General features: G+C 70.7%; 23 protein-coding genes. 12 read left to right on the top strand and 11 right to left on the bottom strand.

From position 1 onward, the window contains the following. Positions 1 to 69 precede the first annotated feature (69 nt). A complete protein-coding gene (locus tag ACQUST_RS06290) occupies positions 70 to 273 on the bottom strand; it encodes a hypothetical protein (RefSeq protein WP_435126412.1) in 204 nt (67 codons plus the stop codon). A 72-nt stretch (positions 274 to 345) separates the two neighbouring features. On the opposite strand from ACQUST_RS06290, the gene ACQUST_RS06285 reads away from it, so the two are divergent. Both ACQUST_RS06285 and ACQUST_RS06280 read left to right on the top strand, forming a co-directional pair. Then, complete coding sequence (locus ACQUST_RS06285; RefSeq protein ID WP_435126410.1) at positions 346 to 744, top strand: cupin domain-containing protein; 399 nt, start codon at positions 346 to 348, stop codon at positions 742 to 744. Beyond that, positions 741 to 1,400: a hypothetical protein gene (locus tag ACQUST_RS06280; protein ID WP_435126409.1), complete on the top strand. Its 660-nt coding sequence runs from the start codon at positions 741 to 743 to the stop codon at positions 1,398 to 1,400. Before ACQUST_RS06285 ends, ACQUST_RS06280 begins: the two co-directional genes overlap by 4 nt. 90 nt (positions 1,401 to 1,490) lie before the next feature. On the opposite strand, the gene ACQUST_RS06275 is transcribed toward ACQUST_RS06280, so the two are convergent. The 3 genes from ACQUST_RS06275 to ACQUST_RS06265 all read right to left on the bottom strand — a co-directional run bounded on the left by ACQUST_RS06275 (position 1,491) and on the right by ACQUST_RS06265 (position 4,796). Continuing rightward, positions 1,491 to 3,326: a carbon starvation CstA family protein gene (locus ACQUST_RS06275; RefSeq protein WP_435126407.1), complete on the bottom strand. Its 1,836-nt coding sequence runs from the start codon at positions 3,324 to 3,326 to the stop codon at positions 1,491 to 1,493. A 214-nt stretch (positions 3,327 to 3,540) separates the two neighbouring features. Then, complete coding sequence (locus tag ACQUST_RS06270) at positions 3,541 to 4,500, bottom strand: ArsA family ATPase (RefSeq protein ID WP_435126404.1); 960 nt, start codon at positions 4,498 to 4,500, stop codon at positions 3,541 to 3,543. Further along, positions 4,500 to 4,796, bottom strand: a complete 297-nt coding sequence (locus ACQUST_RS06265) for a hypothetical protein (RefSeq protein WP_435126401.1) — start codon at positions 4,794 to 4,796, stop codon at positions 4,500 to 4,502. Before ACQUST_RS06265 ends, ACQUST_RS06270 begins: the two co-directional genes overlap by 1 nt. Before the next feature lie 170 nt (positions 4,797 to 4,966). Here ACQUST_RS06265 and ACQUST_RS06260 point away from each other — a divergent pair, with 170 nt between their 5' ends. The 8 genes from ACQUST_RS06260 to serA all read left to right on the top strand — a co-directional run bounded on the left by ACQUST_RS06260 (position 4,967) and on the right by serA (position 13,863). Next, positions 4,967 to 6,217 (top strand): CobW family GTP-binding protein, encoded by a 1,251-nt coding sequence (locus ACQUST_RS06260; RefSeq protein WP_435126399.1) that lies wholly within the window; start codon positions 4,967 to 4,969, stop codon positions 6,215 to 6,217. Positions 6,218 to 6,308: 91 nt separating this feature from the next. Next, entirely contained in the window at positions 6,309 to 6,491 is a 183-nt protein-coding gene (locus ACQUST_RS06255; RefSeq protein WP_435126397.1) for a hypothetical protein, read from the top strand. A gap of 430 nt (positions 6,492 to 6,921) precedes the next feature. Beyond that, positions 6,922 to 8,712 carry an ammonium transporter gene (locus tag ACQUST_RS06250; protein WP_435126394.1) on the top strand — a complete coding sequence of 597 codons (1,791 nt, stop codon included), beginning with the start codon at positions 6,922 to 6,924 and terminating at the stop codon, positions 8,710 to 8,712. Positions 8,713 to 9,199: 487 nt separating this feature from the next. After that, a complete protein-coding gene (locus tag ACQUST_RS06245; RefSeq protein WP_435126391.1) occupies positions 9,200 to 9,406 on the top strand; it encodes a hypothetical protein in 207 nt (68 codons plus the stop codon). 40 nt (positions 9,407 to 9,446) lie between these two features. Then, a complete protein-coding gene (gene hemL, locus ACQUST_RS06240; RefSeq protein ID WP_435126388.1) occupies positions 9,447 to 10,790 on the top strand; it encodes a glutamate-1-semialdehyde 2,1-aminomutase in 1,344 nt (447 codons plus the stop codon). A gap of 131 nt (positions 10,791 to 10,921) precedes the next feature. Continuing rightward, positions 10,922 to 11,635 carry a DUF5828 family protein gene (locus ACQUST_RS06235; RefSeq protein WP_435126386.1) on the top strand — a complete coding sequence of 238 codons (714 nt, stop codon included), beginning with the start codon at positions 10,922 to 10,924 and terminating at the stop codon, positions 11,633 to 11,635. A 124-nt stretch (positions 11,636 to 11,759) separates the two neighbouring features. Further along, complete coding sequence (locus ACQUST_RS06230; protein ID WP_435126383.1) at positions 11,760 to 12,011, top strand: hypothetical protein; 252 nt, start codon at positions 11,760 to 11,762, stop codon at positions 12,009 to 12,011. A 265-nt stretch (positions 12,012 to 12,276) separates the two neighbouring features. Further along, entirely contained in the window at positions 12,277 to 13,863 is a 1,587-nt protein-coding gene (gene serA, locus ACQUST_RS06225; RefSeq protein ID WP_435126381.1) for a phosphoglycerate dehydrogenase, read from the top strand. A gap of 48 nt (positions 13,864 to 13,911) precedes the next feature. Here the strand turns inward: serA and ACQUST_RS06220 are convergent, their stop codons facing one another. From ACQUST_RS06220 to ACQUST_RS06205, 4 genes are all read right to left on the bottom strand, one after another. Next, the gene (locus tag ACQUST_RS06220) at positions 13,912 to 15,768 is read right to left on the bottom strand and encodes a histidine kinase N-terminal 7TM domain-containing protein (RefSeq protein ID WP_435126378.1); all 1,857 of its coding nucleotides are present in this window, start codon (positions 15,766 to 15,768) and stop codon (positions 13,912 to 13,914) included. Positions 15,769 to 16,146: 378 nt separating this feature from the next. Further along, positions 16,147 to 16,605, bottom strand: a complete 459-nt coding sequence (locus tag ACQUST_RS06215; protein WP_435126375.1) for a hypothetical protein — start codon at positions 16,603 to 16,605, stop codon at positions 16,147 to 16,149. Between the two features lie 124 nt (positions 16,606 to 16,729). Further along, on the bottom strand, positions 16,730 to 18,037 hold the full coding sequence (gene thrC / locus ACQUST_RS06210) for a threonine synthase (protein ID WP_435126372.1): 1,308 nt from the start codon (positions 18,035 to 18,037) through the stop codon (positions 16,730 to 16,732). A 187-nt stretch (positions 18,038 to 18,224) separates the two neighbouring features. Next, a complete protein-coding gene (locus ACQUST_RS06205; protein WP_435126369.1) occupies positions 18,225 to 18,623 on the bottom strand; it encodes a helix-turn-helix domain-containing protein in 399 nt (132 codons plus the stop codon). A 14-nt stretch (positions 18,624 to 18,637) separates the two neighbouring features. On the opposite strand from ACQUST_RS06205, the gene serB reads away from it, so the two are divergent. After that, the gene (gene serB, locus ACQUST_RS06200) at positions 18,638 to 19,471 is read left to right on the top strand and encodes a phosphoserine phosphatase SerB (protein WP_435126366.1); all 834 of its coding nucleotides are present in this window, start codon (positions 18,638 to 18,640) and stop codon (positions 19,469 to 19,471) included. 33 nt (positions 19,472 to 19,504) lie between these two features. Here the strand turns inward: serB and ACQUST_RS06195 are convergent, their stop codons facing one another. Next, entirely contained in the window at positions 19,505 to 20,686 is a 1,182-nt protein-coding gene (locus ACQUST_RS06195) for a pyridoxal-phosphate-dependent aminotransferase family protein (RefSeq protein WP_435126363.1), read from the bottom strand. A 140-nt stretch (positions 20,687 to 20,826) separates the two neighbouring features. Between ACQUST_RS06195 and ligA the strand changes: the two genes are divergently transcribed. Next, positions 20,827 to 22,962, top strand: a complete 2,136-nt coding sequence (gene ligA / locus ACQUST_RS06190; protein WP_435126360.1) for an NAD-dependent DNA ligase LigA — start codon at positions 20,827 to 20,829, stop codon at positions 22,960 to 22,962. Positions 22,963 to 22,992: 30 nt separating this feature from the next. On the opposite strand, the gene ACQUST_RS06185 is transcribed toward ligA, so the two are convergent. Together ACQUST_RS06185 and ACQUST_RS06180 are read right to left on the bottom strand one after the other, a co-directional pair. Beyond that, the gene (locus tag ACQUST_RS06185) at positions 22,993 to 23,841 is read right to left on the bottom strand and encodes an ABC transporter permease subunit (protein WP_435126357.1); all 849 of its coding nucleotides are present in this window, start codon (positions 23,839 to 23,841) and stop codon (positions 22,993 to 22,995) included. Beyond that, complete coding sequence (locus tag ACQUST_RS06180) at positions 23,838 to 24,767, bottom strand: ATP-binding cassette domain-containing protein (protein WP_435126354.1); 930 nt, start codon at positions 24,765 to 24,767, stop codon at positions 23,838 to 23,840. Before ACQUST_RS06180 ends, ACQUST_RS06185 begins: the two co-directional genes overlap by 4 nt. Between the last annotated feature and the right edge of the window lie 41 nt (positions 24,768 to 24,808).

The raw sequence follows: 24,808 nt of genomic DNA, 5'->3' as shown, positions 1-24,808 counted from the left end.
GTCAGACCAGCCGCCTCGGCCCGGTACGACCTGGTTTTCCGGCGCTGATTCGTGTTAGCGGTCCGTGGGTCAGCGGTCGTAGGTGAGCGACTCGACCCAGCCGTCGAGCCGCGAGACGACCCCGCCGAGCCACGCCGCCGGCGACGCGGCGCGCGCCTCGCGGTCGGAGAGTTCGATGCGGTCGCCGTCGAACGGGTCGGCGTCGCCGTCGACCAGGCCGGCGGTCGAACTCATCGCGCAGCGGCCGCAGGCCTCGGTGTCAGTTCCTCCCATGGGCGTCCGTGTGCACCGGAGAACTGTAACGGTTGTCGTGGCAGTTTTAGCCGCCCGCGACAATCGGGTGGTATGAGCTACCATCACGTCGACGTCGACGAACTCGAACCGACGCCCGACCGGCCGTCCGAACAGCGGTCCGTCAGCGACGTCGCCGGCCTCGAACACGTCGCCGTCCACCGGTACGACGTCGCCCCCGGCGAGGCAATCCCGCTCGCGTACCACTACCACGACGACCAGGAGGAGGTGTTCTACGTCGTCGAGGGCGAACTCCACGTCGACACGCCGGAGGGCGAGTACGTCGTCGGCGCCGACGAGGCGTTCGTCGTCGAACCGGCGAGTCCGCAGTACGCGCACGTCCCGGAGGACGGCGTCGCGACGCGCGTCGTCGTGGTCGGCGCGCCGTCCGTCGACGACGTCCACCCGTACGAGCCGGACGACGCGGACGGCGACGCCGAGGCGGACGGATGAGCCACGGCGGCCCGGCGGACGACGCCGCGAACCCAGGGGACGCTGACGACGCTGTCGACGCGGCTGTCGACGACGACCAGCCGGCGCCGGACGCGCCCGCCTGGGACGACGAGTACTTCGACCGGGTCGCCGACACGCTGCGGTTCAACTACGACCTCGAACGGGACCGTCGGGTCGACGGCGAGCGCTACGCGCTGTACGGCCAGCTCCGCATGGAGAACCACAAGCAGTTCATCCACCCCTCCATCAACTACGCGAACCACTCCGTCGAAGAGCACGTGTTCGCCCGGCGCGCCGACCGGCTCACCGTCGCCGACCTCGACGACGCGGTCGCGTTCGGCCACGACCTCGCGGACGACTGGCTCGACCCGGACGAGGAGCACCAGCGCACCGACTTCACGTTCGTGTTCGTCGTCCCCGAACTCACCGACGACGTCCGGTCGCGCGTCGCCGGCTTCCGCGACCGGACCCTCATCAAGTACGGCTACTACGGCCACTACGAGGTGAACCTGGTCGTCGTCGCCCCCGACGAGGAGGCGCACGTCGCCAGCGACTCCGCCGACGTCTGGCGCGCGTTCGCGCCGTGGGCGGACGACGAGGACGACGCGAAAGGAGGCAGGATTCTCGGCCGGCTCTCGCGGCTGCTCCGCCGGTAGCGGCCGGCGCTCGTCCCGCGTTGGAGCCGAGTCGCTGCCGGGGATTGCTGCGAAAAGAACCGCGGTTCGAGGGCGGCGTTCGCCCGCGAGTCAGTCGTCGCTCGGCATCGCGCCTTCGGGGAGCGAGCCGCGCGCCTTCTTGATGTTGTCGTAGCCGATTTTCGCGAGCGAGGCGGCGAGGTAGACCAGGGTGAGCGAGATGATGATCTGGACGACGAACGATATCTGGTTGACGAGCCCGTCCGCCGCGAGCAGCGACGTCGGGGCGCGGTACAGCCCGATCCACAGCAGCGCGGTGAGCGTCACCGCCAGCATCAACACGAGCGGGACGCCGGTGCTGAGCAGCTGCTTGCTGTCGTCCCAGTTCGCGAGCCACAGCGTCGCCGCCAGCAGCGCGAGCGCCGCGAGCGTCTGGTTCGCGCTGCCGAACAGCGGCCAGAGGCTCGCCCACTGGCCGGAGGCGACGAGCAGGTACGCCGGGATGCACTGCAGGATGCCGGCGTTGACGTAGCGGTTCGTCGTCGCCTGCTCGACGCTGGTCTCCGGGGTGCCGATGATCTCCTCGAACATGTAGCGGCCGAGCCGGACCGCGGTGTCGGTCGAGGTCAGCAGGAAGCTGACGAACACGAGCCCGATGAACGCGGCGCCGGCGGCCGTCGGGATGCCGAAGCCGGCGCCGAGCATGACGGCGCCGCCCGCCGGGAAGTTGGCGAGCGCGCCGGCGAGCCCGGAGCCGAAGTTCGTGGTGCCGATGATGGCGAGCGCGGCGACCGCGGTGGTCGCGAGCAGCCCCTCGCCGAGCATCGCGCCGTAGCCGATGTCGCGGGCGTCGGTCTCCCGGTCGAGCTGTTTCGCCGTCGTCCCGGACGACACCAGCGAGTGGAAGCCGCTGATGGTGCCGCAGGCGATGGTGACGAACAGGAACGGGAACAGCGGCCCGAGCGCGCTGTTGAACCCGAGGAACGCCGGCAGATTCGTCTGCAGGCTGGTGTAGGTCGTCCCGGAGAAGGCGACGGAGAAGCCGCCGCCGAACAGCCCCATGACCGTCGCGACGAGGACGCCGAGCAGCATCCCGCCGACGCCGACGTACAGCAGGCTGGACGTCAGGAAGTCGCGCGGCTGCAGCAGCACCCACACCGGGAGGACGCTGGCGACGAAGCCGTACACGAGGATGACCGGCACCCACGCGGCGACGTTCGGGTTCTGCGCCTCCGACAGCGGCAGCCAGTTCCACGCGGCGGCGTCGCCGAGCAGGTAGACGGTGTCGGCGGCGTGCGACCCGGTGTCGACGAGCGCGATGGGGAACTGCAGGCCGACCCAGACGCCGCCGAACACCAGCGCGACGAACGCGACGGCGCCCGGCAGGAACGGCAGGTCGAGCTGGTAGAGGTAGACGCCGAACAGCAGCGCGAGCGTGATGTAGATCATGCTCGCGGTCGCCGACGACGGGTAGGCGTCGAAGACGACGCCGACCACCAGCGCGAACACGGCGATGACGAGGATGATGGTGAGGAAGGCGAACCACAGCAGCATGTCCTTCCCGCGCTCCCCGACGTACTCGCCGACGATGTAGCCGATGGACTTCCCTTCGTGTCGGACGCTGGCGGACAGCGACATGAAGTCGTGGACGGCGCCCATCAGTGGGTTCCCGATGGCGATCCACGCGATGGCGGGGAGCCAGCCGAACGCCGCCCCCGCCGTGATCGGGCCGACGATGGGCGCGCCGCCCGCGATGCTCGAATAGTGATGCCCCAGCAGTACCGACTTCTTCGCCGGTACGTACTCCTGGCCGTCTTCGTACTTGTGTGCCGGCGTCTCCGCCTCCTCGTCCAGTTCGACGAACTGGCTCAGGTAGCGGGAGTACGCGACGTACCCCGCGGTGAACGTGATGAGCGAGGCGATGACGAGCACGGCAATTTGTACCATGGTCCACCGTCCCCCAAGGATATATAGTCATTAAGTGTTACGTTCGTGTACTGATACCTCTGTATCGCTCACGAATTCACACCGCAGCGGCGCCGAGAAGGAGGTTTGGTGCTGAGTCAACGCCGACGCGAACGCGGAATCGGCGCCGACGCGACCGCAGAATCGTCGCCGGCGGCGTGGGCGGTGAGCCGTCAGTCGCGCGACCCCGCGGCGTTCAGGCGGGAGCGTCGACCGGGACGTCTAGTTCGGCGGCGACCTCGTCGAGCAGGTCGCCTTTCACCTCCGAGACGCGGGTCTCGATGGTCGCGACGACCGGCGGGTCGAACGAGGATTCGAGTTCGGCCAGCCGTTCGCGTTCGGTCTCGACGCGGTCGCGGAGGAACCGGGCGCCGCGGCCGTTCTCGTCCGGGTCGGGCTCCGGAGTCAGTCGGTTCACGACGAGCCCAGCCACCGAGAGGTCGCGGTCGGCGAGGCTGTCGACGGCGCGGCGCGTCTCCCGCACGGAGAGTTCGTCCGGGTTCGCGACGAGGTAGAACGACGCGTCCTCCCGGAGTGTCTCGCCGGCGAACTCGAAGTTCTCCTTGCGGTCGCGGAGCCGCGCGATGATGGGGTCGCCGAGGGCGGTGCGGCGCGGCTCGCGGTTCCCGATGGCGGCCTTCTCGTACAGGTCGACGCTGGACTCGCGCTTCTCGAGCAGCCGGTCGATCCAGCCGCCGAGGTACTCCGGCAGCGACAGCAGCCGGAGCGTCCCGCCGGTCGGCGACGTGTCGAAGACGACGCGGTCGTGGTCGGCGTCGCGCATCACGTCGATGAAGCGGTCGAACAGCGCCGCCTCGTGGGCGCCCGGCGTCTGGTGGGCCAGCTCGATTTGCCGGTCGATCTCGTTGACGATGGCGGGGCTGACCTGGTCGCCGAGCTGGCGCTTGATGCCGAGCAGGTGCTCGTCGACGGCCTCCTCCGGGTCGATCTCCATGACCTCGAGGGCGTCGTAGCCGTCGACCGGCGTCGGGTCGTCCGAGAACGACTGGTCGAACACGTCGGCGGTGCTGTGGGCCGGGTCGGTCGAGACGAGCAGCGTGTCGACGCCCTCGCGTGCGCACCTGTGCGCGTACGCCGATGACACGGTGGTTTTGCCGACGCCGCCCTTGCCGCCGAAGAAGACGAACGGGTCCATCAGAAGTGGTACTGCTGGCCCTTGCGTTCGAGCACCGAGCCGCGGTCCCACATCCGGCGCTCCCACTGCTCGAACTCCTCGCCGAGGTACGGCAGCAGTTCGGCGGTGTAGTACGACACCGGACTCGGGATGCCGAACGCGTCCGGGAAGCACGCCAGCAGGAACGCGTCCTCCTGGTCTTCGGCCTCCTTCTCGATGAGTTCGTACGCCGGGTGGGAGATCATGCCGTGATAGAGGCCGCGGAGCCACTCCTCGACCGTCTCGCGGAACGCGGCGATTCGGTCAGTGAGGTTCATGCCCACAACTACCATGAAGAACCCAAAAGCGTGTCGGGGCGGTCGCGCTGCCGCGGGAAGCGCAGCAGCCGGAAGCGACCGGGGCGGCGGAAGCGACGAGGCGAGGGGCGGCGGAAGCGACGAGGCGAGGAGGCGAGGAGGCTAAGTGTGCGTGGCGGTACCAGACCACTATGAGCCGTGGGATTCCCGTCACCGTCCTCAGCGGGGCGCTCGGCGCCGGGAAGACGACGACGCTGAACCACCTGCTGTCGAATCCGGGCGACCGCCGCATCGCCGTCCTCGTCAACGACATGGGCGAGGTGAACGTCGACGCCGAACGGGTGCAGGCGGGCAGCGACGGCGTCGCGGAGCTGTCGAACGGCTGTATCTGCTGTGACCTCCGGGACGACCTGGAGGTCGCGGTGAGTCGGCTGGCGCGCGAACGCGACTTCGACACGCTCGTCGTGGAGTCGTCCGGTATCTCGGAGCCGGCGCCGGTCGCTCAGCAGTTCACCACCGGCGCGGCCTCGGCGCCGTACGACCTCGACACGCTCGCCACCGTCGTCAACGCCGAGACGTTCCGGGAGACGCTGGCGGACGACGACGTCGTGGAGACCGAGGAGATTCGGCGTCGCCGGCCGGGGCAGGTCGAGCGGGACGCCGGCGAGACGCGGCCGCTGTCGGAGCTCCTGGTCGCGCAGGTTGAGTGCGCGAACGTCCTGCTGTGCAACAAGACCGACCGCGTCGACGACGACGCGCTCGCGGAGACCGTGGAGCTGCTCCGGCGGCTGAACCCGGAGGCCCGAATCGTCGAGACGACGCACGGCGCGGTCGACCCGGCCGACCTGCTCGGCACCGGGCTGTTCGACCACGACACGGTCAGCGAAACCGCGGCGTGGCAGCGCGCCGCCGAACACGCAGACCAGCACGGCCACGGCGACGGTGACGGTCACGACGACGAACACGGCGACGACAGCCACGACGGGCACGAACACGGCCCGGAGGCGGAGTACGGCGTGGGTTCGTTCGTGTTCCGCGCGCGGCGGCCGCTGCACCCCGAGCGGTTCGCGTCGCTGCTGGACGACCTGCCGTCGTCGGTGCTGCGGTCGAAGGGCCGGGTGTGGGTCGCGGGGCGGAACGACGTCGCGCTGCACGTCGAGCAGGCCGGGCCGTCGGTCCGTGTGGAGCCGTCCGGCGAGTGGATGGCGGCGATGTCGGAGTCGCGCCGGGAGATGCAGCGCCGGATGCACCCGGACGTGGAGTGGCACGACGAGTGGGGCGACCGCCGCACCGAGTTCGTCGTCATCGGCCGCGACGTCGACGAGGCGGCGCTCCGCGCGGCGCTCGACGACTGCCTCCTGACCGACGAGGAACTGGAGGCGGACTGGTCGGACGCCGCCGAGCGGTTCCCGACGCTGGAGGACGACGCCGTCGCGCTCTGACCCGGGCAGCCGTCTTGGGTCAGTCGCCCGGGGCAGTCGTCCGGCGGTGGTCGGCGGAGGGTTGAAGTCCGCGCGCGACACGGCACGGACGATGGCTTCAGACGGCGACATCCGCGTGCTCATCGGTATCGACCTGGTTCTGTCGGCGGTGTTCGGCGCCGTCGCGCTGTTCGCAGCGGACTACGTCGGGGTCGCGTCGTTCACGCCGAGGAACCTCGCGGTCGCGACCGTCGTCATCGCCGCGCTGACCTACCTCGTCGTGCTCCGCGAGTAGCGAGCCGAGGCGGCGACCGCCGGCGGCGGCGGCGACGCGCGACGGGCCGACAGACCGACGGGCGACCGACGATGCGCGGCACCCCGACGCGGCCGGCAGTTTTTGCGAGCGTGAGTGTCTCACACGTGTGTCGGTGTGGCGCGCGCGAGGGAAATCGGCCGGATAGTACCCGAATAGACAGATTGTTTACATTACGAGCGTCGAGTTTCTTTGCAACGTTTGCCAACCAGTTCGCGGTAATACGTCCTTATACACATCTGATTCCGCAATAGATTGGCAGTTTGGCCGATTTTCCAGCCGCAATTTGTTATTTTTCAACTCCAACCTTTATGCCCTTCCGTTTCAGCCTACTCGGCGTGCAGATGTGCGCAGACCAAACGGATACAACGGAATCGGTGAACAAGTGTGTACCAATCGGAGGGGTCGAGTGATGGAACCGTTCCTCCTGCAGACGGACGTGACGGCGATCGCGAACAGCGTGAACGCCGTCTGGGTGCTCATGGTGTCGTTCCTCATCTTCTTCATGCAGCCGGGGTTCGCGCTGCTGGAAGCCGGGCAGGTCCGGGCGAAGAACGCCGGGAACGTCGTCATGAAGAACCTGATGGACTGGTCGCTCGGCGTCGTCGTCTACTTCCTGCTCGGCGCGGGCATCGCGAGCCTCGCCGGCTACCTGACGACCGACGGTGACCCGTTCAGCGTCGCCTCGGCGTTCGCCTACGTCAACGACCCGACGGCGTGGATCGGCTGGCTGTTCGGCGCCGTCTTCGCGATGACGGCGGCGACCATCGTCTCCGGCGCCGTCGCGGGCCGCATCAAGTTCGAGGCGTACGTCGTCCTCGCGGTCGTCATGACCGCCGTCATCTACCCCGTGATTCAGGGGTTCGCGTGGGGCGGCAACGGCCTGCTCTCGTCGGCCGGCTACCTCGGCCAGGCAATCGGCGCGGGCTACAAGGACTTCGCCGGCGCGACGGTCGTCCACGCGCTCGGCGGCGTCGCCGGCCTCACGGCGGCGTACGTCCTCGGGCCGCGCGAAGGCCGCTTCTCCGAGGACGGCTCCGCGAACGCGATTCCGGGCCACAGCGTCCTGTTCGCGGTCATCGGGACGCTCATCCTCGCGTTCGGCTGGTACGCGTTCAACGTCGGAACGCAGGCGACCGTGCTCACGGCCGACGGCGCCTTCCAGGGCGCGGCGCTCGGCCGCGTCGCCCTGAACACGACGCTCGCGATGGGGACCGGCGCGATCGCGTCCACCATCGTGACCTCGATGCGGACCGGCGACACCGACCCGCTGTTCGCCGCGAACGGCCTGCTCGCAGGCCTGGTCGCCATCACCGGCGCCTGCGCGCACGTCACCTGGACCGGTGCCATCGTCATCGGTCTCATCGGCGGCGCGCAGACGCCCATCGTCTACCGCTGGGTCGTCGACTCGCTGAAGATCGACGACGTCTGCGGCGTCTTCGCGGTCCACGGCTCCGCCGGCATCATCGGGACCATCCTCATCCCGTTCTTCGACGTCGCCGGTTTCTCCGTCCCGCAGCTCGCGATTCAGGTCGTCGGCGCAGCCGTTATCGTCGCCTGGACAGTCGTCACCACCTACATCACGATGAAAGCCATCGACGCAGTCATCGGCCTCCGCGTCAGCCACGAGGACGAGGAAGCCGGTCTCGACCAGAGCGAGCACGGCCTCTCCGCGTACCCCGAGTTCACGAGCGGAACCGACGAGCCCGCGGTCGCCGACGGCGGCGCCCAGGCCCGCACTGACGGCGGCACCGACGTGCGGACCGACGGCGGCGAGGAGATTCGCACCGACGGCGGCCGCGAAATCCGTACTGACGGCGGTCGCGAAATCCGCACCGACGGCGGCGAACCCGAGAGCCGCGACATCAAGATGGTGATGGCGTACATTCGGCCCGACAAACTCTCAGACGTGAAGAAGGGGCTCGCCGAAATCGGCGCGCCGTCGCTCACGGTGACGAACGTCTCCGGCCGCGGCAGCCAGCCCGCGAAGAAGGGCCAGTGGCGCGGCGAGGAGTACACCGTCGACCTCCACCAGAAGGTGAAAGTGGAGTGCGTCGTCGCCGACGTCCCCGCGTCCGACGTCGCCGAGGCCATCAGCGACGCCGCGCGGACCGGCGAGAAGGGCGACGGGAAGGTGTTCGTCCTCCCCGTCGACGAGGCCTACCAGATTCGGACCGAAGAGACCGGGCCCGACGCGGTGTAGGCACCGACTCCGGTTCGAATCGGCTCGCTGACTCGTCCCGGCTCGGCCCGCCGGCTCGTCTCGGGTCGGTCCGCGGTCTTGTCCCGATTCGGTCCGCGGCCTCCCTCGGCCGCGCGCTCGACGCAGTATCGCTCCGCAGCAAGCACGTACCGCTTCACGACCATCGCCCTCCGACCTCGACGCCCGTCGCGTCGCCGACGCGGACGCGGCCTCGGGGCGCGTTCGGCCGCCTCCGCTGGTGCTCATCCGGGCGGCCGGCGCCGCCACGTGGATGTATCCGCCACGCCCCGTGGCCGCCGCAGTCGCCGACCCGGCGACGCGTCTAGGTTGGACCACTGGACCGGCTGTCGGCGGCGCGCGCCGTCGACACGCCCGTCCCGACGGACCGCCGGTCTCCGCCGGCGGACGCGGCAGCGACGCCCGACGGACTCCGACGCAGTCCGCCGATTCTGCGGCCTACTCCTGTGTGCCAGCCGTCGGCGCAGACATGCAGTGGTGTGACGACTGCTCCGACGACTGGGACGAGGCGCCGGAGAACCCGCCGACCGTGGACCGGGCGCCGGTGAAACTCTCGCGGCTGCAGGACGGCTACGTCGTGCGGCCGGCGTCCCCGCCGACCGACGACGACGGGCAGGCGCGGTCGCTGTACTGCAGCGAAGTCCGGCCCGTCGAGCCCGCGCGCGACGCGACGTGAGCCGGAAACTACTTTCAGCGGTCCGGTCGTAGCGTCGCCCATGAATCATCAGCGTTCGCGGGAGCTGTACGACCGGGCGCTTTCGGTGCTGGCCGGCGGCGTCAACTCCTCCGTGCGGGCGACGCGGCCGTACCCGTTCTTCGTCGAGCGCGGCGACGGCGCGCACGTCGTCGACGCGGACGGGAACCGCTACGTGGACTACGTGATGGGGTACGGGCCGCTGCTGTACGGCCACGACGCGCCGGAGCCGGTGCAGGCGGCGATTCAGCAGCACAGCAGCCAGGGGCCGATGTACGGCGCGCCGACCGAAATCGAGGTGGAGCTGGCGGAGTTCGTCGAGCGGCACGTGCCGTCCGTAGAGATGCTGCGGTTCGTGAACTCCGGCACCGAAGCGACGGTGTCGGCGGTGCGGCTGGCGCGCGGCTACACGGGCCGCGACAAGATCGTCGTGATGCAGGGCGGCTACCACGGCGCGCAGGAGTCGACGCTGGTCGAGGCGGGCGACGACCCGACGGAGACGCAGCCGTCGACGCCGGGCGTCCCGGAGTCGTTCGCCGAGCACACCATCGCGGTGCCGTTCAACGACGAGGCGGCGGTGACCGAGGTGTTCGCGGAGCACGGCGACGACATCGCGGCGGTGCTCACCGAGCCGATTCTCGGGAACACCGGTATCGTCCACCCGGTCGACGGCTACCACGACACGCTGCGGTCGCTGTGTGACGACCACGGCGCGCTGCTCGTGTTCGACGAGGTCATCACCGGCTTCCGCGTCGGCGGCCTGCAGTGCGCGCAGGGGAAGTTCGGCGTCACGCCGGACCTGACGACGTTCGGGAAGATCATCGGCGGCGGCTTCCCGGTCGGCGCGGTCGGCGGCCGCGCCGAAATCGTCGAGCAGTTCACGCCCGCCGGCGACGTCTTCCAGTCCGGGACGTTCTCCGGCCACCCGGTGACGATGGCGGCCGGCTACGAGTACCTCAGCTACGCCGCCGAAAACGACGTGTACGACCACGTGAACCGGCTCGGCGAGAAGCTCCGCGCCGGCATCCAGGACATCTGCGAGGACCGCGCCCCGGAGTACACGGTCGTCGGCACCGACTCGATGTTCAAGACCGTCTTCACGCGCGAGGCGCCCGAGACGTTCGAGGGGCACTGTCAGGCCGGCTGCCGGCAGCGCGAGTCGTGTCCGCGGTACGACCTCTGCCCGAAGAACGCCGCCGACGTCGCCGCGGCGGCGACCGACCGCTGGGAGCGCGTGTTCTGGCAGGAGATGAAAGACCGCGGCGTCTGGCTCACCGCGAACCAGTTCGAGTCCCAGTTCGTCTCGTACGCCCACACCGACGAGGACGTCGAGGAGACGCTCGAAGCGTACAAGGAGACGCTGTAAGCCGCCGTGGGCGACGACCGAATCCGGCGGCAACCCCACCGCGTCCGTGGGAACCGTTCACGCGTCAGACGACCGCACGACGGCGGAGAGACGTTTATACGGTTCCGCCACGTAGCGGGTCGCCAACCGCAATGGAGGAGAGCATCTCCGGGTTCAAACAGCGCGGCGAGTGGGGCGACGTCGTCGAACACGGCGAACGCATCACTCGCGCGCTCCGGGACGCCGACGCCAGCGAGGAGTACCCCGACGCCTTCGAGGCGTGGAACGAGTGGCGGCCGAAGGTGCACGAGCATCTCCGCAGCGACGTCTCCGAGAAGACGGCCGAGCAGGCCAGCGTCGGCGAGGGCGCCGGCGAGAAGGAGGGGAAGACGCCGGAGGAGGACCTCCAGACCGCCGGGGAAAAGCTCTCCGGCGCGTACGAGAAAGTCGAGGAGGGCGACAGCGAGGGCGCGCTGTCGTCGTGGAAAGACTCCATCGACCACGTCGCCCGCGCCGCCGACTCCGCCGGCCGGAAGGCCGTCCGGAAGGTGGAGGACACCGTCTACCGGAACGTGATGACGCAGCTCGCGCCGTACTACTTCGACAACGAACTGGTGTCGGCGAACATCCAGCAGACGAACCGCGGCGGCGCCGACGAGGAGTTCGTCTTCGAGGTGAACGTCAACGACGACGACCTGAAGCAGGCGGTGTCCGACCGGCTCGCCGAGTACGAGAGCGAAGTCGACCGGTGGCACGTCGACACCGACAAGGAACTGGCGGGCGCCGAGGCCGCGGAGGGCGCGGAGCCGCCCGTCGAGAGCGTCGAGCAGGCCAGCGAAGGCGGCTCGAAATCCACGACGAACTGACGGCGACGGCCGACCGCTGACGACCGATTACGACTGCCCCCTGCCGACCGCTACCGACTCCTGACCGCCGGCGATTCTGGGGCGGCGCGACAAATCCATTAGCCGCCGACCCCGAGCGGTATGCATGGACCCACTCCGCGTCGACGCCGGAGAGCTGACGACCGAGGAGATTCTCGACACGCTGCGCGAGGGGCGCCGAGTCGTCGTCACCGCGGAACTGTTCGGCGACGAGCGCGACCTGACGCTGCGGCACGACGGCGACGTGTTCTACTGCGACACGCCGACGCGGCTCCACAAGCACGCCGAGGAGGACGAGATGCGGTCGTGCATCGAGGAGATGGGGTACGGCCGCGCCCCGGAAGCGGAAGCCGAGTGACGGCGACGCGGCGGCAGCAACGTCGACTATCGGTGCAGCAGCGGCGGCGACGCGGCAGCGATGTAGCGGCGGTGGCAACGCAACGCCGGCGGCAACGCAGCGCCGACCGCGCCGGCGACGCGGTTTGTGACTCGGTTTCACCCCAGGTGTTCGGATACTCCACCCGAAACGGAGGGGTTCGGTGTGCGCGTCCGTGGATAGGTTCGGCGGGGCAGGTTCCGCCGACGGAGAAAGGCTTACCCGAGCGCCGAGGCTCCCTCGGAGCATGAAGGTACTCGTCACCGACCCGGTGTCCGACGCCGGGCTGGAGCTGCTGCGAGACGCCGGCCACGAGGTCGAAACGGGCTACGACCTCGACGGGCAGGCGCTTCTGGACGCCGTCGCCGACGCGAACGCGCTCATCGTTCGCTCCGGCACCGACGTCTCCGAGGAACTGTTCGAGGCCGCGCCGGAACTCGTCATCGTCGGCCGCGCCGGCATCGGCGTCGACAACATCGACATCGACGCCGCGACCGACCACGGCGTCATCGTCGCGAACGCGCCGGAGGGGAACGTCCGCGCCGCCGCCGAGCACACCGTCGCGATGGCGTTCGCCGCCGCGCGCTCCATCCCGCAGGCGCACGCCCGGCTGAAGGAGGGCGAGTGGGCGAAAGGCGACTACCTCGGCCGCGAACTCAACCACAAGACGCTCGGCATCGTCGGGCTCGGCCGCGTCGGCCAGGAGGTGGCGAAGCGGCTCGACTCGCTCGGCATGGACCTCGTCGTCTACGACCCGTACATCTCCGAGGAGCGCGCCGACCAGTTCGGCGCGGAACTGGTCGAAGAGCTCGACGAGTGTCTCTCCCGCGCGGACTTCGCGACCATCCACACGCCGCTGCTCCCCGAGACGGAGGGGATGGTCGGCGCCGAGGAGCTGGAGGCGCTCGGCGACGGCATCCTCGTGAACTGCGCCCGCGGCGGCATCGTCGACGAGGCCGCGCTCGCGGACGCCGTCGAGGACGGCCCGGTCCGCGGCGCCGCCCTCGACGTGTTCGCGGAGGAGCCGCTGCCCGAGGACTCGCCGCTGCTCGACGTCGACGACGTCATCGTGACGCCGCACCTCGGCGCGTCGACGGAGGCCGCCCAGGAGAACGTCGCCGTCGACACGGCGAAGCAGGTGCTCGCCGCGTTCGACGACGAGCCGGTGATGAACGCGCTGAACGCGCCGTCGATGGACGAGTCGGCGTTCCCGCGCGTGAAGCCGTACATCGACGTCGCCGAAACCGCCGGCCGCATCGCCGCACAGCTCCTCGGCAAGCGCATCTCGTCGGTCGAGGTGAGCTACGAGGGCGACATCGCCGACGAGGAGGTCGAACTGGTGACGGCGTCGGCGCTGAAGGGCGTGTTCTCGCAGCTCGAATACGAGGTGAACGCGGTGAACGCGCCGCAGCTCGCGGAGGACCGCGGCATCGAGGTCACCGAGAGCAAGACGCGGCAGACCGAGGACTTCCAGTCGCTCGTCTCGGTCACCGTCAACGACGGCGACAGCTCGATGACCGTCGACGGGACGCTGTTCGCCGGCGACGACCCGCGGGTCGTCCGCATCGACGGCTACCGCGTCGACGCCGTCCCGTACGGCCACATGCTGGTCGCGCGCAACCGCGACGAGCCGGGCGTCATCGGCTTCATCGGCACCGTCCTCGGCGACGCCGACGTCAACATCGCCGGGATGTTCAACGCCCGCGAGACCATCGGCGGCGAGGCGCTCACCGTCTACAACCTCGACGGCCCCGTCCCGGACGAGGCGCTCGACCGGCTGCACGACGACGACCGCATCATCGAGGCGACCAGCATCACGCTCGACGAGGAGTAGCGCCGACGAAACCCGGGTCGGCACCGCCGCCGCGTCCGGCGACGCCGCCTATTCCGCGCTGGCCGCACCGCCGTTTTTCCCGCCGCGACGACTGCCGGCGTCGTCGCTGCTGCCGCTCCCTTCGTCGGCGGCGACCGCCCCCGACGACGCCGACGAATGCTCCGACGCTGGCCCTGACGCTGACTCCGAATCCGGCGCTGAGGCCGCCGTCGGCGCCACGTCGACGCCGCGGACTTCGAACCGCGCGCCGCCGCCGTCGGCGTCCGCAATCGACACGACCCAGCCGTGCGCGTCGGCGACGCCGTTCACGATGGAGAGGCCGAGCCCGGTGCCGCCGTCGTCGCCGGTGCGGCCGCGGTCGAAGACGCTGCGGCGGTCGGCCGCCGGGATGCCGGGGCCGTCGTCCGCGACGAAGAAGCCGTCGACGTCGCCGTCCGCGAACCGGCCGACGGTGACCGCGACGTCGCTGCCGGCGTGCTCGACGCTGTTCCGGAACAGGTTCTCGAGCAGCGTCCGGAGCTGTGAGCCGTCCGCGAGCAGCGTCACGTCCTCGGCGACGTCGAGCGTCGCGTCCGCGGTGTCGACGTTGCTCCACGCCCGGGTCGCGGCGGCCGACAGCGACACCGGCTCCACGTCGGGCGTCCCGGTGCCGGCGCGGGACGCCTCCAGCGTCTCCTCGATGAGTTCGTTCATCCGGCGGTGTGCGGAGTGGACGCGGTCTTCGGCGTCCGGTTCGCCGGCGAGCGCCAGTTCGAGGTAGCCGTCGGCGACGTTGATGAGGTTCCGGAGGTCGTGGCTCAGCACGTCCGCGACGTGTTCGAGCTGCCGGTTCCGCTGTTCGAGTTGCCGGTGCGGCTCGACGACGTCCGTGACGTCCCGCAGCAGCACGATGCGGCCGGCGGCGGCGTCGCGGCCCGGCGCCGGGACGGTGTGCGGCGCGAAGTACCTGACCTCGTCGCCGCCGACGAACCGCACCACCTCGGGCGCGTCGTCGCCGGCGAGCACGGACCGGAGGTCGCCGCGCCACGCGTCGTCGAGGCCGGCGACGGCGTCGTCGACGAACGACCCGACCGGGTCGGCAGAGCGCGACCCGTCGGCGGTGGTGGCGGCGTCGGCGGAATCCCCGCGGCCCGGGAAGGCGCCGGCGAGCAGGGCTGTTGCCGCCGGGTTCGCGTCGACGACGCGGCCGGTGCCGTCGACGACGAACATCGGGTCGGGGAGGTCGCGGATGATGGCGTCGCGGGCGACCGGCGCGACGTCGAACAGACCGTAGCGGGTGAGCGCCAGCCAGAACCCCGCGGCGGTCACCGAGAAGAACACCTCCGGCTCGATGGGCGAGACGCCGCCGTAGAACGCGAGCGACGCGACGAACGGCGCGAGCGTCCCGCCGATGACGGCGACGACCTGGCCGCGGTAGAGCCGGTGGGAGCGAACCATCGCTCGCAGCAGCAGCACGGTGCCGGCGGCGAGCAGCAGATTCGAGTACGCCATCGTGAGCCAGAACCACGGCCCGAACGTCCGGGTCAACACGACGACGCCGTCGACGACGGCGAGTTCCGCGGTGAGCCGGAGCAGGTGGTGTGAGCAGTTCGTGAGCGTGAGCGCCATCGTGACGGCCGGCTGGACGGCGAGCGCGGCGGCGACGCGGCGGGTCAGCAGGTCCGACCGGCCGGTGTACGCCGCCGCGAACCACAGCCACGCCGGCGGGATGACCAGCAGCCCGACGTACTGGAGGTTCACCGCGGCCAGTTTCAGCGGCAGCGTCGTCGCCGCGACCTGCGCGGCGTTGCCGGCGGTCCAGACGGTGACGGCGGCCGCGAACAGCGCGAGCGGCTTCGCCCCGGGCGTGCCGCGTCGGCGCCACATCGCACCGGCGACCGCGCCGCTCACGACGGCCGCGAACACCGACGCTCAGAGTTCGGGGGTCACCTGTAGAGCCATGGGCTGAGTGAGTCGCCGAGGCGGCGCGAGCGCTGTGAAGACGGCGACGGACGCGACGAGTCACCAGCGAGACGCCCTACCAGTATTTAAAAGAAACGTCGGTGCCGATGGCGGCGGGCGCTGCGGCGCCGTCAGCGCGCGCGCGACCGGCTCAGCAGCAGCAGGGGTCGCAGGTGCAGTCGTCGCACTCGCAGGGCGGTTCGGCGGTCGTACACGCACAGTCGGCACAGCAGGGAGCGGTGTCTGACATCGGTGGTGAACACCCGGCTGGAGGTACCGGCGGCACGACCCTCGCTGTCCGCATTCCGTGCGCTCCACCGCGCGACCGGCGGCTGCCGGCTGCTACCGCCTGCCGACCAGCGTGAGCCGATGGGTGACGCTGCCGACCCACGCCGCGAAGCGCCGCAGAGCGGACCGGTCTCCGGTGTGAGCGTCCCGGTCGGCGCCGGAGTCAGTTCCCCTGTCGTCGCCGGAGACGGTCGCCGCGCCGTCGCCGGCGTTCCGCGGGGCAGCGTCGGCGGCCGAGTCGACGGCCGAGTCGGCGGCCGAATCCCCGGCGGCGGCCGGCGGCGTCGGCGTGACGACGGCGGCGTCCTCGTCGTCCGCCTGCAGCACCGACTCGTAGCGGGTGATGACGCGGCGTCTGCGGCGGCGCTCCGCCTCGACCGCCTCCCGAAGCCGTTCGTTCTCGCGGCGGAGCCGCGCCAGTTCGGCCGGCGTCGGCGGCGCGGCGGCCGCCGACGCCTCGGCCCCGCCGCCCTCGCGGGACTCCCGCGGACCGTCGTCGCTCGCGAGTGCCATGCTATCACGTAGTCAGCGAGCGCACAAAAGCACCCGTCGGACGGGCGTCAGCGTCCGTCCGACGGGCGTCGAACGGCCGGGAGACGGGCGGCAGACGCGGTGCCGGGTGTCGCTGCCGGGCCGGCTATTCGAGCAGGTCGAGGACGGCTTCGGTCGAGTTCGCGACCGGCTCCGGGTCGTCGCCGGCGGCGAAGGCGGCGTCCGGGTCCTTCAGCAGGTGCCCGGTGGTGAGACAGACGACGTCCTCGTCGGCGGCGATTTCGCCGGCGTCGCGGAGTTTTCGGAGGCCGGCGACGGAGGCGGCCGACGCCGGTTCGACGCCGACCCCCTCGCCGGCGAGGGCGCGCTGGGCGTCCGTGATTTCGTCGTCCGAGACGGCGACGGCGGTGCCGCCGGTCTCGCGGATGCCGGGGAGCGCCTTCGGCGCGTTCACCGGGTTGCCGATGCGGATGGCGGTCGCTCGCGTCTCGACGTCGGGCCAGCGGCGCACCTCGTCGGCGCCGTCCTCGATGGCCTCGACCATCGGCGCGGCGCCTTCGGCCTGGACGCCGGTGAGCGCCGGGACCTGGTCGGGCGTGAGTTCGCCGGCGGCGACGAGTTCGCGGAACGCCTTGAACAGCGCCGCCGTGTTGCCGGCGTTGCCGACGGGGAGGACGACGCGGTTCGGGTAGGTGCCGTAGTCGGCGTGGAACCGTTCGAGAATCTCGAAGCCGATGGTCTTCTGCCCCTCCAGCCGGAACGGGTTCAGGGAGTTGAGGAGGTACGCCTCGCCGTCGGTCGCGAGCTCCTGAACGATGTCGAGGCAGTCGTCGAAGTTGCCGTCGACCTCCAGGATTCGGGCGCCGTGGAGGCTCGCCTGCGCGACCTTCCCGGCGGCGACTTTCCCGGCGGGGAGCAGCACGAGCGTCTCCATGCCGGCGCGGGCGCCGTACGCCGCGAGCGCCGCCGACGTGTTGCCGGTGGAGGCGCACGCGAGCCGGCCGACGCCGAGTTCGCGGGCGACGCGGACGCCGACGGTCATGCCGCGGTCCTTGAACGACCCGGTCGGGTTCATCCCTTCGTGTTTCACGCGCAGGCGGTTCACGCCGACCTCCTCGCGGAGCCGCGGCACCTCGTGCAGCGGCGTGTGCCCCTCCGGCAGCGAGTACCAGGCGCCGCCGGATTCGGCGCCGCCGTCCGCGTCGCCCCCCATCTCGTCTTCCGCGAACGGCAGCGCGGCGGCGTACCGCCAGACGCCTTCGCCGGAGAAGTCGTCGAACGTCGGGTGGTCGGCGTACCGGGCTTCGAGCAGGCCGTCGCAGTCGTCGCAGGTGTAGCGGACGGCGTCGAACGGCGCGAACTGCTCGCCGCAGGCGATACACTCCAGCCAGACGCCGTCGTCGGCTTCCGGCGGCGCGGACTGGGCTGGCGCGTCGAGGACGAGGTCGGTCATGGTCGGGCAGTCGGCCTCGCCGGTGAAAAAGCGGCGGATTGGGGCGGGTGATGCCGAACGGCAACCGTCGCCGGGAGGAGAGTGATGCCGAACGGCCACTGGCGCCGTGAGGCTAAGTGATGCCGAGCGGCCACTGGCGCCGGGAGGAATCGAGGTTCCGCGTCGTTGCGTCGGCGGTCCGCGGGCGCTACGCGTCCGATTCCGTCGGGAGCGCGTCGTCGCCACCGAACTCCTCGATGCGGTCGTGGACGTTCTCGACCCACTCGTCGAGCGCCTCGTGCAGCAGCTCTTTCGCCTCCGGGAGTGGCGTCGCCGTGTACTGGTAGACGTAGCCGCCGGGGTCGAGCAGCCGCCGTTCGCGTTCGGCTAGCCCCTTCTCCAGCAGCGTCGTCAGCGACCGGTTCACGTTCGAGCGGTCGCGGTCGAGCACGCCGGCGAGCTCTTCGACGGTGCTGCCCGGGTGGTCGAGCAGCCGGAGGTACGTCCGGCTCTCGTGTTCTTGAATCCCGAACACGCACGCCATCACGTGCCCGAAGCTCGGGTCCTCAGTGTCGATGAGGTCCTCCATGTCCGGCGTGTCGGCCATGGCTACGACTAGGCGTGAATCCGGTTAAATCCCGCCGATGCACCGAGACGTGCCGTCAGGTCGCGGTCGGCGCCGGAGGCGACTCGGCTCCGCAGCCGCGTGGGTCGGCCCGGCGGAGACGGCACGGACCGCGAAGTTCGCCGCGGACCGCGTGGTTTCAAGCCTCCGAGCGCCAATCGGCGTCCATGACGAAACTGGTCGCGTTCGACTTCGACGGGACGCTCTCCGACTCGGAGATGACGGTGCTGCTCGGCGACCGGAAGGGCGTCGCCGACCAGATGCAAGACATCACGGAGCGAGCGATGAACGACGAACTCAGTTACGCCGAGAGCCTCCGGTCGCGCGCCGACCTGCTCGACGGCCTCCCGGACGAGGACGCCGAAGCCGCCTACGGCGAGGTCCGGCTTCGGCCCGGCGCGGCCGACGTGATTCGGCGGCTCCGCGACGACGGCCACTACGTCGCCATCCTCACCGGCGGCTTCGAGCGCGGCGTGCAGCGCGCGCTGGAGCGGGAGGGCGTCGCGGTCGACGAAATCGTCTCGAATCGGCTCCCGGTGTCGGGCGGCCGGCTCACCGGCGAGGTCGACGGGCCGCTCATCGAGGGCACGAAAGACGAGCAGCTCGAACGGCTCGCCGACGAGCAGGGCGTCCCGCTGAGCCGAACCGTCGCCGTCGGCGACGGCGCGAACGACCTGCCGATGCTGGAGGTCGCGGGGCTCGCCGTCGGCTACGAGCCGAAGCCGGCCGTCGAGCCGGCCTGCGACGTCGTCGTCGACTCGATGGCCGCGCTCGCGACGCTGTTCGAGGAGGACGGCCTGCTCACCGCCGAAACGGAGCCGGAAACGTAGACGGTCCGCGAGTCGCCGGTGCGTGGTCGCCGGTCAGTCCAGCCGCGCGTCCGCCGCGTCGACGCCGGCCGCGACGTCGACGTCGACGTCGGCGTCGGTCATCGCTTCGCCGACGGTGCGGACGCCGCGGAGTATCTGCGCGTCGGTGAGCGACCCCATGTTGGAGACGCGGAAGATGTCGCCGCCGAGGTGCGCCTGCCCGCCGGAGATGGAGACGTTGCGGGCGGCGACCGCGTCGAAGAAGTCGTCGGCGTCGCCGCGAATCGAGTCCGGGAGCGCGATGGCCGTCACCGTGTTCGACAGTTCGGTGTCGCCGGTCGGCTCCGGGAACCGCTCCAGCCCCATCGCGTCGAAGCCGTCGCGGAACGCCGCGGCCTGCCGGCGGTGCCGGGCGATGCGGTCGGGCATCGTCTCGGCCTCGATAGCCTCGACGGCCTCCGCCATCCCGCGGAACAGCGGCACCGCCGAGGTGAACGGCGTCTGGTGACTGTCGGCCTTCCGGAGGTGCCAGTCGAGGTCCTCGTAGAAGGGCGCGTCCTCGCCGTCGAAGTGGGCTGCGGCGCCGTCGGCGACGTACAGCGCGGAGATGCCGGGCGGCGCTTCGAGCGCCTTCTGGGCGTCCGTGACGGCGACGTCGACGTTCCAGTCGTCGACGCGGAACTCGTCGCCGCCGACGCTGGTCACGCCGTCGACGACGAACCGGGCGTCGTGGTCCGCGGCGAGTTCGCCGACCTGCTCGACCGGGTTCAGCAGGCCCGTCGAGGTCTCGTTGTGGACCATCGCGACGAGCGCGGTGTCGTCGCTGACGGCGTCGGCGACGGCGTCGACCGGGATGGATTCGCCCCAGTCGACGTCGACGCGGACGACGTCGTCGGTGTGGCGCTCGGCGATGCGGGCGAACCGGCGGCCGAACTTCCCGTTGTACGGGACGACGACCTCGTCGCCGTCGGAGACGAGGTTCGCGACGGCCGCCTCCATCCCCATCGTCGCGGTGCCGTTCAACAGCAGCGACGTGCCGCCCGCGGCGGTCCGGCCGCCGTCCGGGTCGGAGTGTTCGAACACGTAGTCGACGCCGGACTGCGCGCGCTCGTACACCGCCTCGAAGTCGGCCGACCGGTGGGACACCATCGGCTCGCTCATCGCGTCGAGGACGTGGTCTCGGACCGGTACGGGGCCGGGGTTGAGGAGCAGGAACTCCTCGTCGTCGTCGTCCATACCGGGACGTGCCACGCGGACGGGATAAGCCCCGCGGGCTACGCAAGCATCGCCGTCCTCCCCGGACGCCGCACTCCCGCAGCCACCGCCGAGTCGAGCCGCCCCACCGCTTTAGGCGGAACCACTCCAACGGCCACGTGATGAGCCAGTCCGCCGAGGTCGACGCGGAGGACCTCCGTCACGCCGACCCCGACAATCCGTACCTGCTCGACCCGGACACGGAGTTCGCGCCGGTCGACGAGCTCAGCGAGACGGAGGCCGAGCGGCAGGTCGAGCTGCTCAGGCCCGCGATCCGCGAACACGACTACCGGTACTACGCGGAGAACGACCCGCTGATTTCCGACCGGGCGTACGACGAGCTGTTCGCGCGGCTGGCGGAGCTGGAGGAGGCGTTCGACCTCGCGACCGCTGACTCGCCGACGCGGCGGGTGGGCGGCGGAACGCTCGACGAACTGGCGACCGTCGAGCACGTCGCGCCGATGCTCAGCATCGACCAGTCGACCGACGCCGAGGACATCCGGGACTTCGACCGGCGCGTCCGGGACGCAGTCGGCGACGTCGACTACGTCTGCGAGCCGAAGTTCGACGGGCTGTCCGTCGAGGTCGTCTACGAGGACGGCCGGTACACCCGGGCGGCGACCCGCGGCGACGGCGAGGAGGGCGACGACGTCACCGAGCAGGTGCGCACCATCCGGTCGATTCCGGAGCGGCTCGGCGGCGGCGCCCCCGCGTTCCTCGCGGTCCGCGGCGAGGTGTACATGCCGCGCGACGCGTTCCAGGAGTACAACCGCGAGCGCGTCGAGCGCGGCGAGGAGCCGTTCGCGAATCCGCGGAACGCCGCCGCCGGCACGCTTCGGCAGCTGGACCTCGACGCCGTCGCGGAGCGGCCGCTCGACTGCTTCTTCTACGACGTGCTCGGCTGGGACGCCGGCGACGGCGGCCCGGACCGCCCGGCGACGAACTGGGAGGAGCTGCGGCGCGTCGACGCGCTCGGCCTCCACACGAACGACCGGCCGGAACTCGTCGACGACGTCGACGCCGCCATCGACTACCGCGACGACCTGCTGGCGGTCCGCGAGGACCTGAACTACGAAATCGACGGCACCGTCATCAAGGTGAACGACGAGGCGAAGTGCGACGAACTCGGGACGACGGCGCGGAGCTACCGGTGGGCGTACGCCTACAAGTTCCCGGCGCGCTCGGAAGAGACGACCGTCGAGGACGTCGTCGTGCAGGTCGGCCGGACCGGCCGGCTCACTCCGGTCGCGCTGCTCGACCCCGTCGACGTCGGCGGCGTCACGGTGTCGCGGGCGACGCTGCACAACCCCGACGAAATCGAGGAGCTCGGCGTCAACGTCGGCGACAAGGTCCGGGTGAAACGCGCCGGCGACGTCATCCCGCAGGTCGCCGAGGTCGTCGAGTCGAACACCGAAGAGCCGTTCGAGTTCCCCGACGAGTGCCCGGTGTGCGGCAGCGACGTGGAGCGCGACGGCCCGCTCGCGTTCTGCACCGGCGGACTGGTGTGCGCCGCACAGCTCGAACGCGCAATCGAACACTACGCCAGCCGCGACGCGCTCGACATCGAGGGGCTCGGCGAGGAGACCGTCGAGCAGCTCCACGACGCCGGGCTGCTCGAAGCCGTCTCCGACCTGTACGACCTCCCCGACCGCCGGGACGAACTCGCGGCGCTGGACGGGTGGGGCGAGACGAGTGCCGACAACCTCGTCAGCGAAATCGAGGCGTCGACCGAGCCGGCGCTCCCGGACTTCCTGGTCGCGCTCGGCATCCCGGAGGTCGGCCCGGCGACCGCCCGAGCGCTCGCCCGCGAGTTCGGCAGTTTCGACGCCGTCCGGTCCGCCTCGGAGGCGGCGCTCCGCGACGTCCCCGACGTCGGGCCGACGGTCGCCGAGAAGATCCGCGACTTCTTCGCGAACGAGGAGAACCAGGCCGAAATCGACGCGCTGCTCGAACACGTCACGCCGCAGGAAGCCCGCGTGGAAGCCGGCGGCCCGCTCGACGGCCTGACGTTCGTGTTCACCGGGTCGCTCTCCGTGCCGCGCCGCGCCGCCGAAGAGACCGTCGAGGCGAACGGCGGCGACGCCACCAGTTCCGTCTCCGGAAACACCGACTACCTCGTCGTCGGCGACGACCCCGGCACCACGAAGCGGGAGGACGCCGACGAGCACGGCGTCCCCGAACTCGACGAGTCGGGCTTCGCCGACCTGCTCGCCGACAACGGCATCGAGTGGCCGCCCGAAGAGGAAGTCGAGGGCTGAGCCGGGCTGCTCGCGGAAGCGAGCGACGGTTTACAGGTCGGCCTGTTCGAACCGCCAGAGACCCAGAAGCGGCGGGACGAGCAGCCAGGCGAGCAGCATCGCGAACGCCGCGATTTCGGTGTTCATCGCGAAGCCGCCGGCACCCTGACCGGCGGCGCCGCCTGCGAGCAGCGCGCCGCCGACGAACTCGCCGGAGACGATTTTGAACGACCCGGTCGGGTTCACGAGCTTCAGGAACCGCAGCAGCGACGACCCGGAGACGGGGAGCCACGACGGCGTCCCGCCGATTCCGAGGTAGAGCCGGAGCGGGAACTGAATCGCGCCCCACAGCGGCACGAACAGGAAGTAGAGGCCGACGGCGCCGCCGATGGCGAGCCGGTTCGACGCCAGCGCCGCCGAGAAGCCGACGGCGATGGAGACGAACGTCGCGGCGAGCAGCACCGTCAGCAGCACGTAGCCGACGAAGACGCCGGGCTGGAGCTGCAGCGGTCCGACGGCCGCGACGACCCCGGGGAGCAGGAAGCCGACGACGATGGGGACCGCGATGGCGCCGGCGCGGCCGACCACCTTCCCGAAGACGACGTCCGCCCGGCTGTGCGGCAGCGACAGCAGCAGTTTCAGCGACCCGGTCGCGCGCTCGCCGACCACGGCGTTGTACGAGACGACCAGCGCGATGAGCGGGATGAGCGTCGTCACCAGCGCGTCCTTGATGAAGATGGAGCCGAGCAGGTCGCCGGTCGTCAGCGTCTGCCCCTGCCCCGGCCGCACCAGGAAGACCACGAGCGTCACCAGCAGCACGAACACCGCCGACAGCGCCAGCAGCCACCGCGACCGCACCGCGTCCTCGAAGTCCTTGCGCGCGACCGCTTCGAGGCTCATGCCGTCACCTCCGTCTCCGTGTCCTCCGCGCTCGTGTAGTGCAAGAACAGGTCTTCGAGGCTCGCCTCCTCCGTCGAGAAGTCCTTGACTGCGACGCCGGCGTCTTCGAGCGCCGAGATGACCGCGGTCTTCGCGTCGCTGTCACAGGTCACCGTGACGGTGCCGCCGTCCGTGTCCGCGGTGGAGACGCCGTCGAGCGCCCGCACCGCTTCGAGGTCGTCGTCGGACGCCGCGTCGACGGTGATGACGAGCTGCTCTTCGCCGCCGACCGCTTCGCGCAGCCCCGAGATGCTGTCCTCCGCGACCAGTTCGCCGTCGCGCATGATGCCGACGCGGTCGCACACCGCCTCGACCTGCCCGAGGACGTGGCTGGAGAAGAACACGGTCGCGCCGCGGTCCGCCTCCGCCCGCACGATTTCGCGCATCTCCTTCGCGCCCGCCGGGTCGAGCCCGGACGACGGCTCGTCGAGGATGAGCAGGTCCGGGTCGCCGACGAGCGCCATCCCGAGGACGAGTCGCTGCTGCATCCCCTTCGAGTAGTCGCCCGCCTTCCGGTCGGCGGCGTCCGCGATGCCGACCCGGTCGAGAATCGCGTCCGGGTCGCCGTCGAGTTCCTTCGACCGCATCGCGAACTCGACGTGCTTCCGGCCGGTGAGCCGGTCGTAGACGTCGTATCCCTCCGGGAGGACGCCGGTGCGTTGCCGGACCGCGACGGACTCCGCTTGCGCGTCGCGCGAGAGCACCTCGACGCTGCCGCTGGAGGGCCGAACGAAGTCCAACAGCATGTTGATGGTCGTCGACTTCCCGGCGCCGTTCGGCCCGAGGAAGCCGTACACTTCGCCTTCCTCGACGGTGACGTCGAGGTCGCGGACGGCGGTCACGTCGCCGTACCGCTTCGTGACGCCGTCCAACTCGATGGCGGCCATGTCCGCCGGTTCCCGCGGTCTCCGCTAAAGCGTTTGGGAGT

The sequence above is a fragment of the Halobaculum sp. D14 genome, assembly GCF_051195135.1.
GTDB lineage: Archaea > Halobacteriota > Halobacteria > Halobacteriales > Haloferacaceae > JBNTKA01.
The sequence above is the reverse complement of the archived record's forward strand: the minus strand, read 5'-3'. Positions and strand labels throughout refer to the sequence as shown.

What these genes read in the sequence shown, in the direction of transcription:
- ACQUST_RS06290 (WP_435126412.1), bottom strand. Translation starts at nt 273, where the DNA reads ATGGGAGGAACTGACACCGAGGCCTGCGGCCGCTGCGCGATGAGTTCG.
- ACQUST_RS06285 (WP_435126410.1), top strand. Translation starts at nt 346, where the DNA reads ATGAGCTACCATCACGTCGACGTCGACGAACTCGAACCGACGCCCGAC.
- ACQUST_RS06280 (WP_435126409.1), top strand. Translation starts at nt 741, where the DNA reads ATGAGCCACGGCGGCCCGGCGGACGACGCCGCGAACCCAGGGGACGCT.
- ACQUST_RS06275 (WP_435126407.1), bottom strand. Translation starts at nt 3,326, where the DNA reads ATGGTACAAATTGCCGTGCTCGTCATCGCCTCGCTCATCACGTTCACC.
- ACQUST_RS06270 (WP_435126404.1), bottom strand. Translation starts at nt 4,500, where the DNA reads ATGGACCCGTTCGTCTTCTTCGGCGGCAAGGGCGGCGTCGGCAAAACC.
- ACQUST_RS06265 (WP_435126401.1), bottom strand. Translation starts at nt 4,796, where the DNA reads ATGAACCTCACTGACCGAATCGCCGCGTTCCGCGAGACGGTCGAGGAG.
- ACQUST_RS06260 (WP_435126399.1), top strand. Translation starts at nt 4,967, where the DNA reads ATGAGCCGTGGGATTCCCGTCACCGTCCTCAGCGGGGCGCTCGGCGCC.
- ACQUST_RS06255 (WP_435126397.1), top strand. Translation starts at nt 6,309, where the DNA reads ATGGCTTCAGACGGCGACATCCGCGTGCTCATCGGTATCGACCTGGTT.
- ACQUST_RS06250 (WP_435126394.1), top strand. Translation starts at nt 6,922, where the DNA reads ATGGAACCGTTCCTCCTGCAGACGGACGTGACGGCGATCGCGAACAGC.
- ACQUST_RS06245 (WP_435126391.1), top strand. Translation starts at nt 9,200, where the DNA reads ATGCAGTGGTGTGACGACTGCTCCGACGACTGGGACGAGGCGCCGGAG.
- hemL (WP_435126388.1), top strand. Translation starts at nt 9,447, where the DNA reads ATGAATCATCAGCGTTCGCGGGAGCTGTACGACCGGGCGCTTTCGGTG.
- ACQUST_RS06235 (WP_435126386.1), top strand. Translation starts at nt 10,922, where the DNA reads ATGGAGGAGAGCATCTCCGGGTTCAAACAGCGCGGCGAGTGGGGCGAC.
- ACQUST_RS06230 (WP_435126383.1), top strand. Translation starts at nt 11,760, where the DNA reads ATGGACCCACTCCGCGTCGACGCCGGAGAGCTGACGACCGAGGAGATT.
- serA (WP_435126381.1), top strand. Translation starts at nt 12,277, where the DNA reads ATGAAGGTACTCGTCACCGACCCGGTGTCCGACGCCGGGCTGGAGCTG.
- ACQUST_RS06215 (WP_435126375.1), bottom strand. Translation starts at nt 16,605, where the DNA reads ATGGCACTCGCGAGCGACGACGGTCCGCGGGAGTCCCGCGAGGGCGGC.
- thrC (WP_435126372.1), bottom strand. Translation starts at nt 18,037, where the DNA reads ATGACCGACCTCGTCCTCGACGCGCCAGCCCAGTCCGCGCCGCCGGAA.
- ACQUST_RS06205 (WP_435126369.1), bottom strand. Translation starts at nt 18,623, where the DNA reads ATGGCCGACACGCCGGACATGGAGGACCTCATCGACACTGAGGACCCG.
- ACQUST_RS06195 (WP_435126363.1), bottom strand. Translation starts at nt 20,686, where the DNA reads ATGGACGACGACGACGAGGAGTTCCTGCTCCTCAACCCCGGCCCCGTA.
- ligA (WP_435126360.1), top strand. Translation starts at nt 20,827, where the DNA reads ATGAGCCAGTCCGCCGAGGTCGACGCGGAGGACCTCCGTCACGCCGAC.
- ACQUST_RS06185 (WP_435126357.1), bottom strand. Translation starts at nt 23,841, where the DNA reads ATGAGCCTCGAAGCGGTCGCGCGCAAGGACTTCGAGGACGCGGTGCGG.
- ACQUST_RS06180 (WP_435126354.1), bottom strand. Translation starts at nt 24,767, where the DNA reads ATGGCCGCCATCGAGTTGGACGGCGTCACGAAGCGGTACGGCGACGTG.